Raw genomic sequence first — 12856 nt, 5'->3', positions numbered from 1 at the left:
AGGGTCGCATTCACGCGATAACGGGCAGTCGCCGCGAGCGGCGGATGCGCGCGGCTTGCACGGTGGCCCCGACCAGATAGACCATGAAGCCCACTCCGACCAGCGCCTTCAGCGTCGGGTCTTCCGGCCCCGCGAAAGCCGGGTCGCCCAGAGGCAGGCGGGTGCCGGTTTTGGTCAGTCCCGGGATCAGGTGGAAGAACAGGGTCAGCGAATAGCCCAGCACCGCCACATAGCGCGACAGGCCGGCCGATCTTCCGCGCCGCTCGGCCCACCAGGCCAGCGCAATCACGACCAGGGTCGTGATCGACAGCACGTGCGGCGGGCCGAAGCCGCCGTGGCGGAAGATGAAAAGGCCGGTGACGCTGGTGGCGACGGTGAAGAGGACATAGACCAGGCCAGGCCGGGTAGATGTGCCGATCTCACCATGGCGCGCCAGGGCAACGATGCCGGCGATGACCGCGACGATTGCCAATGCGGTGTGGACGGTCCCGAGGACGGACAGATTCAGCAGCTCGAGCATGGCGGACCTCTCAGGCGTGGTGCGAAGGGAGGTGGAGCGCGTGCGTACGGTGTTGCTGGAGAAACCGGTCGATGGAAGGGCGTGCAGTCGGACCGTTGGCACGGGCCGGCAGATCTCATCGGAAACGCGCCGTATCCCCCGCGGCGGCCCCCAGCCTAGTCCTCGCCGATATCCTCGTGCCACACCCCCGGATTGGCGGCGATCCAGTCGCCGAGCATGGCGATGCACTCCGGATCGGCCAGGTCGACCACTTCGACGCCATGCTCGCGCAGCCAGTCGTGGCCGCCGCAGAAGTTGGCCGATTCGCCCATCACCACCGTGCCGATGCCGAACTGGCGCACCAGTCCGCTGCAGTACCAGCACGGCGACAGCGTGGTGACCATGATCGTGTCGCGATAGGAACGCTGCCGTCCCGCCTTGCGGAACGCGTCGGTTTCGCCGTGCACCGAGGGATCGTCTTCCTGCACGCGGCGGTTGTGGCCGCGGCCGAGCAGGGTGCCGTCGCGCGAAAACAGGGCCGCGCCGATGGGGATGCCGCCTTCGGACAGGCCCAGGCGGGCCTCTTCGACGGCGACGGCGAGCATGGCGCGATAGTCGGGAGTGGTCATGGCGGCGACGTGGTGGGAAGGCCGCCAGTCTGCCGGTTCGACTCGGGCATTGCATCGCCTGTCCGGCGCCGCCGCGGCGCCGGTGCCATAATCGGCGCATGAGCCACGCCCACGACAAGCCTTCCCCGTACGAAACCGGCACCACCCATTTCGGTTTCCGCGACGTTCCCGCCGGCGACAAGCAGAAGCTGGTCGGCGAGGTGTTCACCTCGGTCGCCGGCAAGTACGACCTGATGAACGACCTGATGAGCCTGGGCGTCCACCGGGTCTGGAAGCGCTATTTCACCGCGACCTGCCAGGTGAAGCCGGGCGACCGCGTGCTGGACCTGGCCGGCGGCACCGGCGATATCGCCGCGCTGCTCAAGCCGCGCGTGGGCGACACCGGCAGCATTGTGCTGGGCGACATCAACGCCGGCATGCTTTCGGTCGGCCGCGACCGGCTGACCGACCGCGGCCTGGTCGCCGGCCTGGAATACGTGCAGTGCAACGCCGAGAAGCTGCCGTTCCCGGACGCCAGCTTCGACCTGGTGACCATGGCCTTCGGCCTGCGCAACGTCACCGACAAGGACGCCGCGCTGCGCGAGATCGCGCGCGTGCTGCGCGTGGGCGGCCAGGCGCGGGTGTTGGAGTTCTCCGAGGTGAAAGCCGAGTGGTTCAAGCCGCTGTACGACTTCCACTCGTTCAAGGTGCTGCCGAAGCTGGGCAGCCTGTTCGCCGGCGATCCCGACAGCTACCAGTATCTGGCCGAGAGCATCCGCAAGCACCCGCCGCAGGCGCAGCTGCAGGCGATGATGGAAGAGGCTGGCCTGTCGCGCTGCGGCCACCTCAACCTGAGTGGCGGGATAGTGGCCGTGCATACCGGCTACAAGGTCTGAGACCGCGTGCGGCGGTGGTACGGCGAAGATTCGTAGGAGCGGGCATGACCGCGACCGGGACTTCGGGGTAGCGAGGGCGCAGGCCTGCCTGGCGGCGTCGGGTCGCGGTCATGCCCGCTCCTACAACAGCGGGGCGTGCTGCGACTGTTCATTTTCGTGTTGGCCAAGCCCGATTCGTGGCCCGCCGCGGCCGGCCAGCGCATGGCGCGGTTAAACTGCGCACTTCCCCAGATCCAGGCTCCGTGCCCGCATGCGCCTTTCCCTCCTGTTTTCCCTCGCCATGGTCGCGGTCGCCAGTGGCTGCTCCGGCGACAAGGCCGGCCCGGCCGATGCCCAGCCCGCTGCCAGCCCCGCCAAGGAAGCCGCGGCCTCCTCGCGCCGCCACGATGAGAATTCCTTCGCCGAGCCGGACCGGGTCCGGATCACCGACCTGGCCCTGGACCTGAAGCTGGACTTCGACCAGAAGCAGCTGGCCGGCACCGCCACCTATACCCTGGACTGGACCGACCCCAAGGCCACGCAGCTGGTGCTCGACACCCGCGAGCTGACCATCCAGAAAGTCGAAGGCCAGGCCGACGGCACCTGGGCGCCGCTGCAGTTCGCCCTGGCCGATGCCGATCCGGTGTTCGGCAGCAAGCTGACCATCGAGTCGCCGCAGCGCAACCCGCAGGTCCGCGTCACCTACCACACCGCGCCGACCGCCTCGGGCCTGCAGTGGCTGGAGCCGTCGATGACCGAGGGCAAGCAGCTGCCCTTCATGTTCAGCCAGTCGCAGGCCATCCACGCGCGCAGCTGGGTGCCGCTGCAGGACACGCCGAGCGTGCGCTTCACCTACAGCGCGACGGTCAACACCCGGCCCGACGTGATGGTGCTGATGAGCGCCGACAACGACCCGGCGGCGGTGCGCGACGGCCAGTACACGTTCAAGATGCCGCAGCCGATCCCCTCGTACCTGCTTGCCATCGCCGCCGGCGACCTGGTGTTCAAGCCGATCTCCGGGCGCAGCGGCGTGTGGGCCGAGCCGGCGATGGTCGATCGCGCCACCGCCGAGTTCGCCGACACCGAGCAGATGATCGTCGCCACCGAGCAGCTCTACGGCCCCTACCGCTGGGAGCGCTACGACATGCTGGTGCTGCCGCCGTCGTTCCCGTTCGGCGGCATGGAGAATCCGCGCCTGAGCTTCATCACCCCGACCGTGATCGTCGGCGACAAGTCGCTGGTCTCGCTGATCGCCCATGAGCTGGCGCACAGCTGGTCCGGCAACCTGGTGACCAACGCCAGCTGGAAGGACATCTGGCTCAACGAGGGCTTCACCACCTACGTGCAGGGCCGGATCACCGAGTCGCTGTACGGCGAGGAGATGGCGAACATGGAGCGCCAGATCGACCAGGCCGGGCTGAAGGCCGACCTGGTCGGCATGAGCCCGGCCAACCAGGCGCTGGTGCTGCCGCCGCTGGGCGAGCGCGACCCGGACGAGGCGCTGAGCGAGGTGGCCTACGTCAAGGGCGCCTGGTTCCTGCAGTTCCTGGAGCAACGCTTCGGCCGCGAGGTATTCGATCCGTTCCTGCGCGGCTGGTTCGACGACCATGCCTTCCAGAGCGCGGACAGCGACCAGTTCATCGCCTACCTGAAGAAGAACCTGCTGCCGAAGAACCCCAACGCGGTGCGCGAGGACGAACTGGATGCGTGGCTCAACCAGCCCGGCATCCCGGCGTTCGCGCCGACCGCGCAGTCGCGCACGTTCTCCAACGTCGACACCGCGCGGATCGCCTGGCGCGGCAGCGCGCAGCTGCCCAACCCGCAGATCAGCAGCGAGTGGGGCACGCAGGCCTGGGTGCATTTCCTGGAAGGCATGGGCGCCACGCTCAAGCCCGAGCAGCTGGCCCAGCTCGATGCGGCCTACAAGTTCAGTGGCACCGGCAACGGCGAGATCGCGATGCGCTGGTATCCGCTGGCGCTGCGCAGCGGCTACCTGGAAGCGCGCCCGGCCGCGGGCGAGTTCATCGAGCGCGTCGGCCGGCGCAAGCTGATCATGCCGATCTACGAGGAGCTGGTGAAAACGCCCGACGGACTGGCTTTCGCCCAAGAAGTGTTCGAGCGCGCCCGCCCGGGCTACCACCCGATCACCACCGCCTCGGTGGAGGCGGTGCTGGCCAAGGCCAGTGCCGCCGCCGTACCGGCAGCGCCGCCAGCACCAGCACCGGCAGAAGTACCGGTGCAGCCGCAGGCCGAACAGCCGCCGCAGCAGTAACACCCGACGCGCCGGCTTTGCCGGCGCGTTTTTACTTCCGTATCCGAACACCGCGCACGCAAGGAGCCCGGCCATGAACCCGATTCCATCCCGCCTGGCGATCGCCGTGCTGCTGGGGGCATGCGTCCTCGTCGGCACGGCCTGCACCGACCGCGAAGCCCAGCGCCAGGCCCAGGCCGCCGCCGAGGCGCAGGCCAAGGAACAGGCGGCGGCGCAGCTGCAGCGCGAGTACGACGCTGCGATCACGGCCGGCAACTGGGAGCTGGCACGCGTGCATGGCGCCGCGCTGCTTGCGCAGTACCCCGCAACCGACGCCGCTTCGGCGGTCGAGCCCGACCTGGCCGACGTCACCGCCAAGGCCGAGGCCGCGCGCGAGCAGCGCCGCATGGCCGCGCTCTGGAACTACGCACGCGTCGCCGCAGGCAAGGGCGAGCAGCGTTCGGCGGCGATCTTCAGCACCGAGGCGCTCGATACCGGCGGCAGCGCGCCGGCGACGGTGCAGCTGGTCATCCGCGACCATCCGGAATGGAAGCGCAGCGCCTACCTGGTCCTGGAGGGCGGCGATTTCGACTGCTACGGCGGCTGCAAGGTCAAGGTGGCGTTCGACGACGGCGCGGCGAAAGCCATGTCCGCCTGGCGCCCGAAGACCGACGAGGCCATCGCCATGTTCATCGAGGACTACCGCGGCCTGTGGAAGCAGATGCGCAAGGCGCAGCGCGTGTCGATCGAATTTCCTGTCAAGGCCGGCGGCACCCGCACCGCGGTGTTCGACGTCGGCGGCCTGGACGGCAGCCAGATGCCGGGCTGGGACTGAGCCAGGGCTCACGGCGCGCCCGTGGTGAACGCCGATTACGTGGTCGTGGCGGTGGTCAGTACGCTGGCCATCGCGTTGCACGTGGTGCTGTTCGTGCTGATCCGGCGCTGGATGGATCGCGACCTGGCGTTGTCGTTCGGTGGGGATGACCCGCTGAAGCGAGACTGGATGCTCGGGCAGCTCGCATGCGCGCGTCGCCAGGGCGTGCGCCGCAGGGACCTGCCGGCATGGCTGGAGCGTGCGTCGGCCGGGTACGACACCGGAGCCGAAGCGGAGCATGCCGAAGCCGCCGGGTAGGGCGGATCCAGGTGGAGCGGGGCGTCGCAGCCACTGGTCGCGGCATTGACCGGCGCGCCGGTGTCATGGCCCGTGCCCGCGATGGCGCGGGCGGGTTCCCCGGTTACAGCGCGTAGCCGAACTGCTGCTTGAACTCGTCGTTGAACCCGTCGAAATCGAAGCGCTGGTTCTGCGTGCCGGGGTGTTCGACCTTGAGGGCGCCCATCAGGTTGCCCATGCGGCCGATGGTCAGCCAGTCGTAGCCCTTCTCGATGCCCAGGATCAGGCCGGCACGGAACGCATCGCCGCAGCCGGTCGGGTCGACCACGCGGCGCTCGTGCGCCGGCGGGATGTCGTAGGTCTTCTCGGGCGTGTGCACCAGCGCGCCCTTGGGGCCCTGGGTGGTGATGTAGGCCTGGACGCGCGAGACGATCTCGCGGTCGGTCCAGCCGGTGCGTTCCTGCAGCAGGTTGGATTCGTAGTCGTTGACCACGACGTAATCGGCCTGCTCGATGAAGTCGCGCAGCTCCTGGCCGTTGAACAGCGGCATCGCCTGGCCCGGGTCGAAGATGAACGGCACGCCCATCTCCTTGAACTCGACCGCGTTCTGCAGCATGCCCTCGCGCCCGTCCGGCCCGACCAGGCCCAGGGTGATGCCGGGCACGTCGCGCACGTGGTTCTCGTAGGAACGCATCATCGCGCCGGGATGGAAGGCGGTGATCTGGTTGTTGTCGTGGTCGGTGGTGATGAACGCCTGCGGGGTGAACAGCTCCTCGATCACCTTGACCTGCGACAGGTCGATGCCCAGCGCCTGGAAATGCTCGCGGTACGGCCCGAAGTCCGAGCCCACGGTGCCCATCGGGACGGGCTTTCCGCCCAGCAGGTGCAGGTTGTAGGCGATGTTGCCGGCGCAGCCGCCGAATTCGCGGCGCATCCGCGGCACCAGGAACGACACGTTCAGGATGTGGACCTTGTCCGGCAGGATGTGGTTCTTGAACTGGTCCGGGAACACCATGATGGTGTCGTAGGCAAGGGAACCACAGATCAGGGTGGACATCGGCTGGCTGCTCGGGAGGCCCGGTGGCGGGCGAGGCGGGGTGCGGCGGGTGCGTCCGGGACCGGACGCGCCGCGGCGCAAAGGTTACCGGCTGCGTCCCGGCACGGCCAGCCCGGAATCGCGCGACGGGGCCCGACCGCCGCCTGAAGAGCGTAGCGAAAACCGCCTTTTCCGTCGTGGAGTTCCTTGCCCGCGCCCGGTCCCGTTGCTAGGCTAACCGACCGCGTTTTGCCAGAACGCCTGCCCAAATTTTCGCCACCGTCGCCATCCCCCGCGCGACGGGTGCCGGGCCCTCTCCGCCAGCCCCAGGACCGCCCCTCCCGATGTTCAAGAAGCTCCGTGGCATGTTCTCCAACGACCTGTCCATCGATCTGGGCACGGCCAACACCCTGATCTACGTGCGTGGCCAGGGCATCGTGCTGAACGAGCCCTCGGTGGTCGCCGTGCGCCAGGACCGCGCCATCGGCGGTACCCGCTCGGTCGCGGCAGTCGGCGCGGAAGCCAAGCAGATGCTCGGCCGCACCCCCGGCAACATCACCACCATCCGCCCGATGAAGGACGGCGTGATCGCCGACTTCACCTACACCGAGGCGATGCTCAAGCACTTCATCAAGAAGGTGCACAAGTCGCGCTTCCTGCGCCCGAGCCCGCGCGTTCTGGTCTGCGTGCCGGCCGGTTCGACCCAGGTCGAGCGCCGCGCGATCAAGGAGTCGGCCGAAGAGGCGGGCGCCCGCGACGTGTACCTGATCGAGGAGCCGATGGCCGCCGCGATCGGCGCGGGCATGCCGGTGTCGGAGGCCCGTGGCTCGATGGTCATCGACATCGGCGGCGGCACCACCGAGGTGGCGGTCATCTCGCTGAACGGCATCGTCTATTCGGCCTCGGTCCGCATCGGCGGCGACCGCTTCGACGAGGCGATCACCAACTACGTGCGCCGCAACCACGGCATGCTGATCGGCGAGGCCACCGCCGAGCGGATCAAGGTCGAGCTGGGCTGTGCCTACCCGCAGGCGGTGGTCCACGAGATGGAGATCTCCGGGCGCAACCTCGCCGAGGGCGTGCCGAAGATGATCAAGATCAACTCCAACGAAGTGCTTGAAGCGCTGCACGAGCCGCTGTCGGGGATTGTTTCCGCGGTGCGGCTGGCGCTGGAGCAGACCCCGCCGGAGCTGTGCGCCGACGTGGCCGAGCGCGGCATCGTGCTGACCGGCGGCGGCGCCCTGCTGCGCGACCTGGACAAGCTGATCGGCGAGGAGACCGGCCTGCACGTGCAGGTGGCCGACGATCCGCTGACCTGCGTGGCGCGAGGTGGTGGCCGCGCGCTGGAGCTGGTCGACATGCACGGCAACGAGTTCTTCGCGCCGGACTGATCCGGGCACGCGTGGACGGGCCGCGGCGGCGCGGCCTGTCACAGTGCACGCGTCCGCCGCCATACTTGCCCATTGCCGCCGCGACCGCCGAACGCCTTCCGTGTCGTCCTATTCCGGACCTGCCGCTGCTGCCCGCCCTGGTGACACCGCCGGAACGCTGCGGCTGTTGGCCTATCTCGCCCTGGCCACTACGTTGCTGGTGCTCGACCACCGTGGCGGCTGGCTGCGCCAGCTGCGCGCGCAGGCCGACCTGGTCGCCCAGCCGGTCTGGGCGCTGGCCGGCCTGCCGGGGCGCGTCGGTGGCGGCCTGAAGGAAGGCCTGGCCTCGCGTGGTGCCCTGCTCGAGGAGAACCGGCAGCTGCGCAACGACCTGCTGCTGGCCAACGCACGCCTGACCCGGCTGCGCAACGCCGCCCTGGACAATGCGCAGCTGCGCGGCCTGCTCGGCGTCGCCGAACGCGGCGGCCTGGACGTACAGCTGGTGCCGATCCTGAACATCGACCTGGAACCGTCGCGGCAGCGGCTCGTGCTGGCCGCAGGCAGCCGCCAGGGCGTGAGCATCGGCCAGGCGGTGATCGATGCCGGCGGCCTGCTCGGGCAGGTGGTCGGAGTCACCCCGATGCAGTCGACCGTGCTGCTGCTGACCGACCCCGACCATGCGGTGCCGGTGATGATCGCGCGCAATGGGGTCCGCCTGATCGCCTATGGCGGCGGCGACCGGCTCGAGCTGCGCGACGTGCCATTGAACCGCGACGTGCAGGTCGGCGACGTGCTGGTGACGTCGGGACTGGGCGGGCGGTTCCCGGCGGGGTTCCCGGTCGCCACGATCACCGCGCTGCGCCCGGACGAAAGCCAGGCCTTCCTGGTCGGCGAGCTCTCGCCGGCGGCACAGCTGGACCGGGGCCGCGACGTGCTGCTGCTGCGGGTCGGCACGTTGCCGCCCGCGACCCCGGCCGATCCGGACCTGCCGGCCGCCGGGGGACCGGCGGCGGCGCCGACGGCGCTGGATGGAGCCGCTGCGATGCGGTCTTCCGCGGCTGGCGTGGTCGCCACGCCCAACGCGCCCGCGGCGGCGCCAGGCGGGGCCGCATCGCCCACCGGTGCAGGCGCGGCACGGACCCCGCGGGTCGCTCCGGCGTCCGCCGAAGCCGTGCCCGCCGGGCCCGCACCATCGGAGCCGCGACGATGAGCCGCCTGCGCGACGGGGGTTGGATCCTGCCGGCGAGCCTGTTCGTGGCCCTGCTGCTCGGCCTGCTGCCCCTGCCTGAGATGCTGCAGCCGCTGCGTCCGTACTGGCTGGCGCTGGTCCTGGCCTACTGGGTGATCGAGGCGCCCTCGCGCGCCGGGCTGGGCCTGGCGTTCGCCGTCGGCCTGGCCGCCGACATCGCCTACGGCGGACTGCTCGGCGAACAGGCCCTGCGCCTGGTGATCATGGCCTTCATCCTGCAGCGCTTCCGCGCGCGACTGCGCTTCTTCCCGCTTTCGCAGCAGGCGCTGGCCATTGGTGCACTCCTGCTCAACGATCGCATCGTGGTCGCGGCCATCCACCTGGCGCTGGGCCAGGCGGCCCTGCCCTGGAACTACTGGTGGGCGCCGCTGCTGGGCGTGGTGCTGTGGCCGCCGCTGTTCCTGCTGCTGGACGCGCTGCGTCTGGGCCGGCGCGGCAACTGAGCCGGCGCGAGCATGAGCAGCCGTCGACCGTTCAAGAACCCGCACGCCGAAGCCGAGCAGTTCCGCCGCCGCGCCGCGCTCGGCTTCCTTGCCGTGGCGCTGGCGCTGGTCGGCCTGGGCGCGTGGTACTTCCGCCTGCAGGTGCTGCAGCACGCCGACTATTCCACGCGCTCGGAAGCCAACCGGATCCGCCCGCGCCCGGTGGTGCCGGCGCGCGGCATGATCTACGACCGCCAGGGCCGGCTGCTGGCCGAGAACCTGCCCGCGTTCCGCCTCGACGTCACCCCCGACAAGGCCGGCGACCTCGATGCGCTGCTGTCCGAACTGGGCCAGGTGATTGCGCTCAGCGAGGACGAGATCGCGCACTTCCGCAAGGAGCGCAAGTCCGGCCGCGGTTTCCTGCCGGTCACCCTGAAGCTGCGCCTGAGCGACGAGGAGATGGCCGCCTTCGCGGTCAACCGCTGGCGCTTCCCGGGCGTCGAGCTGCAGCCCTACCTGACCCGGCACTATCCCTACGGCGACCTGTTTTCGCACGTGATCGGCTACGTCGGCCGGGTCGATGAAGACGATCTGGCCAAGCTCGGCGACGGCGGCGCGGCGCTGAGCCACATCGGCAAGACCGGCATCGAGCGCTCCTACGAGGAGATGCTGCGCGGCCAGGTCGGCTACGAGCAGATCGAGACCAACGTGCAGGGCCGCGCGCTGCGGACCGTCGGCCGCGTGCCGGCGCGACCGGGCGCCGACCTGCGCCTGTCGATCGACGCCGAACTGCAGCGCGCCGCCGTGGCCGCGTTCGGCGAACTGGAAGGCACGGCGGTGGCGATGGATCCGCGCACCGGCGAGATCCTGGCGCTGGTCAGCCTTCCGGGCTTCGATCCGAACCTGTTCGTCAACGGCATCTCGCACGACGATTACCGCGCGCTGATGGACAACCCCTCGCGCCCGCAGTTCAACCGCGCCGTGCTCGGCGGCGTGGCCCCGGGTTCCACGCTCAAGCCGTTCCTGGCGCTGGCTGGCCTGGACAGCGGCATCCGCAAGCCGGAGGACCGGACCCTGTCCACCGGCATGTTCCACCTGCCCGGCACCAGCCGCGGCTGGGGCGACTCGCATCGCGGCGGCCACGGCTGGACCGACGCGCGCAAGTCGATCGCCGATTCGGTCAACACCTACTACTACCAGCTGGCGCTGGACATGGGTATCGGCCGCATCCAGGAATACCTGGGCCGTTACGGCTTCGGCCAGCCCAGCGGGATCGACCTTGCCGGCGAGAACACCGGCATCCTGCCCAGCCCGGCGTGGAAGCTGAAGAACCGCAAGGAGCGCTGGTATCCGGGCGACACGGTCAACATCAGCATCGGCCAGGGCGACTGGAAGGTGACGCCGCTGCAGATGGTGCGCGGCACCGGCGCGCTCGCCGACGGCGGCCGCCTGCGCCGTCCGCACCTGGTCGACGCGCGCCGCGACCGCTTCGACGCGCCTTGGGCGCCGCTGCCGCAGCCGGCACCGGGCCAGATCAGCGACAGCCCGGCGGACCTGCAGGTGGTGGGCGAGGGCATGGTCATGACCGTGCATGGCCCCGGCGGCACGGCGCGCGCGATCGGCACGGGCATCCCGTACCGGATCGCCGGCAAGACCGGCACTGCGCAGGTTGTCAGTCGCCGCGGCACCGCCGCGGTCGATCCGCGCAGCCTGCCGATGCACCTGCGCCATCGCGCGCTGTTCATCGGCTACGCCCCGGCCGACGATCCGCAGATCGCCGTGGCCGTGGCGGTGGAAGGCGGCGGCTACGGTGGCAGCACCGCCGCGCCGATCGCGCGGGCGATCTTCGATGCCTGGCTGCTGGGCAAGCTGCCTGCGGGGATGGAGCCGATCGACGGCGTGGACGCGCCGGGGTGTGCCGGGGAAGCGGCGGATTGTCCGCCGGCAACGGCGCCGTCCACCGTACCGGCACCTGCCGCGACCGCCAGCGCGGGCGCATCCTCCACCCCGCCGTCGAGCGTGGCGGACGTGGAGACGCCATCCGCCGCCAGCGCGCAGCGCTCCCCGGCGTTGGCGAGCGATCGCAATCCATCCGCCAACAGCCTGGGCAACTGGGCGCGCCTGCACAACGCGGTCCCGGTGAGGGCTGCAAGTGGCGTTTCCGCGGCGGAAGCGCCCGCGGCCTCGCCCCGGGTCGCCGATCCCGCATCCGGACCACGGGTACCGCCGCCTCCGGATGCGGAGGACGACCGGTGAGGGATTTCCTGCGCTGGCTGCTGGACATGGGCGCGCGCGTGTCGCGCACGCTGGACTGGCCGTTGCTGCTCGCGCTGGCGGCGCTGATGGCGATGGGCCTGGCGGTGCTGTACAGCGCCGGCGGCGCCAGCAGCGGCCCGGCGCTGATCAAGGCGCAGGGCGCGCGGTTCGCGGTCGGCCTGCTGGCGATGTGGGCCCTGTCGCGGGTATCGGTGATCCGCCTGCGCGCCTGGTCGCCCTCGGTGTACGCGTTGTCGCTGCTGCCGCTGATCGCGGTATTGCTGGTGGGCACCGGCAAGCATGGCCGGCACTGGCTCGACCTGGGCGTGTTCTACCTGCAGCCGTCGGAACTGCTGAAGATCACCCTGCCGATGATGGTCGCCTGGTACCTGCACAAGCGGCCGCTGCCTCCACGCGTCGACACCGTGCTCGTGGCCGCTTTGCTGGTCGCGGTACCGACCGGACTGATCCTGCTGCAGCCGGATTTCGGTACCGCGATGCTGATCGCCGCCAGCGGCGTGTTCGCGTTGTTGCTGGCGGGCCTGCCGTGGTGGTGGGTGGGCGTGGCCATCGGTGGCGTGGCGGCAGTCGCGCCGGTGGCATGGATCTGGCTCCTGCGCCCGTACCAGAAGGACCGCATCCTCACGTTCATGGAGCCCGAGCGCGATCCGCTGGGCACCGGCTGGAACATCATCCAGTCCAAGATCGCGATCGGTTCGGGCGGCCTCACCGGCAAGGGCTGGGGCGAGGGCAGCCAGGCGCACCTGAATTTCATCCCCGAGCAGACCACCGACTTCATCTTCGCGGTGCTGAGCGAGGAGTTCGGCTGGATCGGCGTGGCCGCGGTGCTGGCGCTGTACCTGTTCGTGGTCGGGCGCTGCCTGTGGATCGCGGTCGAAGCGCGCGACACCTATTCGCGCCTGCTCGCGGGCGCGCTGGGCCTGGCGTTCTTCGTCTACGTGCTGGTCAACGGCGGCATGGTTTCGGGCCTGCTGCCGGTGGTGGGCGTGCCGATGCCTTTGCTCAGCTACGGCGGCACGTCGGCGGTATCGCTGCTGGCCGGACTGGGCCTGGTGATGGCGGTGCGCACGCACCGGCCGGTGCATGGAATCCGCTGAACGCATGCGCTGGATGCGATTGCGAAAATGCGAAGGTTCCGTGCCTTTGCAGGCACATGCT

Annotated in this window: 12 protein-coding genes; 9 read left to right on the top strand and 3 right to left on the bottom strand. The window is 70.1% G+C overall.

Going from position 1 to position 12856, the window contains the following annotated elements:
* Positions 1-10 precede the first annotated feature (10 nt).
* Positions 11-520 carry a DUF2306 domain-containing protein gene (locus MNQ95_RS05065; RefSeq protein ID WP_241953997.1) on the bottom strand — a complete coding sequence of 170 codons (510 nt, stop codon included), beginning with the start codon at positions 518-520 and terminating at the stop codon, positions 11-13.
* A 155-nt stretch (positions 521-675) separates the two neighbouring features.
* Complete coding sequence (locus tag MNQ95_RS05060; protein ID WP_241953996.1) at positions 676-1128, bottom strand: nucleoside deaminase; 453 nt, start codon at positions 1126-1128, stop codon at positions 676-678.
* Positions 1129-1226: 98 nt separating this feature from the next.
* Here MNQ95_RS05060 and ubiE point away from each other — a divergent pair, with 98 nt between their 5' ends.
* From ubiE to MNQ95_RS05040, 4 genes are all read left to right on the top strand, one after another.
* The gene (ubiE, locus tag MNQ95_RS05055; protein ID WP_241953995.1) at positions 1227-2003 is read left to right on the top strand and encodes a bifunctional demethylmenaquinone methyltransferase/2-methoxy-6-polyprenyl-1,4-benzoquinol methylase UbiE; all 777 of its coding nucleotides are present in this window, start codon (positions 1227-1229) and stop codon (positions 2001-2003) included.
* Positions 2004-2253: 250 nt separating this feature from the next.
* Positions 2254-4254, top strand: coding sequence for a M1 family metallopeptidase (locus MNQ95_RS05050; RefSeq protein ID WP_241953994.1), 2001 nt, complete (start codon positions 2254-2256; stop codon positions 4252-4254).
* 73 nt (positions 4255-4327) lie between these two features.
* Positions 4328-5068 (top strand): hypothetical protein, encoded by a 741-nt coding sequence (locus MNQ95_RS05045; RefSeq protein ID WP_241953993.1) that lies wholly within the window; start codon positions 4328-4330, stop codon positions 5066-5068.
* 24 nt (positions 5069-5092) lie between these two features.
* Positions 5093-5365, top strand: coding sequence for a hypothetical protein (locus tag MNQ95_RS05040; RefSeq protein ID WP_241953992.1), 273 nt, complete (start codon positions 5093-5095; stop codon positions 5363-5365).
* A gap of 103 nt (positions 5366-5468) precedes the next feature.
* Here the strand turns inward: MNQ95_RS05040 and MNQ95_RS05035 are convergent, their stop codons facing one another.
* A complete protein-coding gene (locus tag MNQ95_RS05035) occupies positions 5469-6401 on the bottom strand; it encodes a carbohydrate kinase family protein (protein ID WP_241953991.1) in 933 nt (310 codons plus the stop codon).
* Positions 6402-6724: 323 nt separating this feature from the next.
* Between MNQ95_RS05035 and MNQ95_RS05030 the strand changes: the two genes are divergently transcribed.
* The 5 genes from MNQ95_RS05030 to rodA all read left to right on the top strand — a co-directional run bounded on the left by MNQ95_RS05030 (position 6725) and on the right by rodA (position 12795).
* Positions 6725-7771: a rod shape-determining protein gene (locus tag MNQ95_RS05030; protein WP_162407933.1), complete on the top strand. Its 1047-nt coding sequence runs from the start codon at positions 6725-6727 to the stop codon at positions 7769-7771.
* 100 nt (positions 7772-7871) lie between these two features.
* The gene (gene mreC / locus MNQ95_RS05025) at positions 7872-8960 is read left to right on the top strand and encodes a rod shape-determining protein MreC (protein ID WP_241953990.1); all 1089 of its coding nucleotides are present in this window, start codon (positions 7872-7874) and stop codon (positions 8958-8960) included.
* Positions 8957-9442 carry a rod shape-determining protein MreD gene (gene mreD, locus MNQ95_RS05020; protein WP_241953989.1) on the top strand — a complete coding sequence of 162 codons (486 nt, stop codon included), beginning with the start codon at positions 8957-8959 and terminating at the stop codon, positions 9440-9442. Before mreC ends, mreD begins: the two co-directional genes overlap by 4 nt.
* A 12-nt stretch (positions 9443-9454) precedes the next feature.
* Positions 9455-11677 carry a penicillin-binding protein 2 gene (gene mrdA / locus MNQ95_RS05015; protein WP_241953988.1) on the top strand — a complete coding sequence of 741 codons (2223 nt, stop codon included), beginning with the start codon at positions 9455-9457 and terminating at the stop codon, positions 11675-11677.
* Positions 11674-12795: a rod shape-determining protein RodA gene (rodA, locus tag MNQ95_RS05010; RefSeq protein ID WP_162407929.1), complete on the top strand. Its 1122-nt coding sequence runs from the start codon at positions 11674-11676 to the stop codon at positions 12793-12795. The genes mrdA and rodA overlap by 4 nt, the downstream gene beginning before the upstream one ends.
* The last annotated feature ends 61 nt before the right edge of the window (positions 12796-12856 follow it).

It is taken from the genome of Pseudoxanthomonas daejeonensis, assembly GCF_022637495.1.
Lineage (GTDB): Bacteria > Pseudomonadota > Gammaproteobacteria > Xanthomonadales > Xanthomonadaceae > Pseudoxanthomonas > Pseudoxanthomonas daejeonensis.
The sequence above is the reverse complement of the archived record's forward strand: the minus strand, read 5'-3'. Positions and strand labels throughout refer to the sequence as shown.

What these genes read in the sequence shown, in the direction of transcription:
- MNQ95_RS05045 (WP_241953993.1), top strand. Translation starts at nt 4,328, where the DNA reads ATGAACCCGATTCCATCCCGCCTGGCGATCGCCGTGCTGCTGGGGGCA.
- MNQ95_RS05050 (WP_241953994.1), top strand. Translation starts at nt 2,254, where the DNA reads ATGCGCCTTTCCCTCCTGTTTTCCCTCGCCATGGTCGCGGTCGCCAGT.
- MNQ95_RS05065 (WP_241953997.1), bottom strand. Translation starts at nt 520, where the DNA reads ATGCTCGAGCTGCTGAATCTGTCCGTCCTCGGGACCGTCCACACCGCA.
- mreD (WP_241953989.1), top strand. Translation starts at nt 8,957, where the DNA reads ATGAGCCGCCTGCGCGACGGGGGTTGGATCCTGCCGGCGAGCCTGTTC.
- MNQ95_RS05060 (WP_241953996.1), bottom strand. Translation starts at nt 1,128, where the DNA reads ATGACCACTCCCGACTATCGCGCCATGCTCGCCGTCGCCGTCGAAGAG.
- MNQ95_RS05035 (WP_241953991.1), bottom strand. Translation starts at nt 6,401, where the DNA reads ATGTCCACCCTGATCTGTGGTTCCCTTGCCTACGACACCATCATGGTG.
- ubiE (WP_241953995.1), top strand. Translation starts at nt 1,227, where the DNA reads ATGAGCCACGCCCACGACAAGCCTTCCCCGTACGAAACCGGCACCACC.
- mrdA (WP_241953988.1), top strand. Translation starts at nt 9,455, where the DNA reads ATGAGCAGCCGTCGACCGTTCAAGAACCCGCACGCCGAAGCCGAGCAG.
- MNQ95_RS05030 (WP_162407933.1), top strand. Translation starts at nt 6,725, where the DNA reads ATGTTCAAGAAGCTCCGTGGCATGTTCTCCAACGACCTGTCCATCGAT.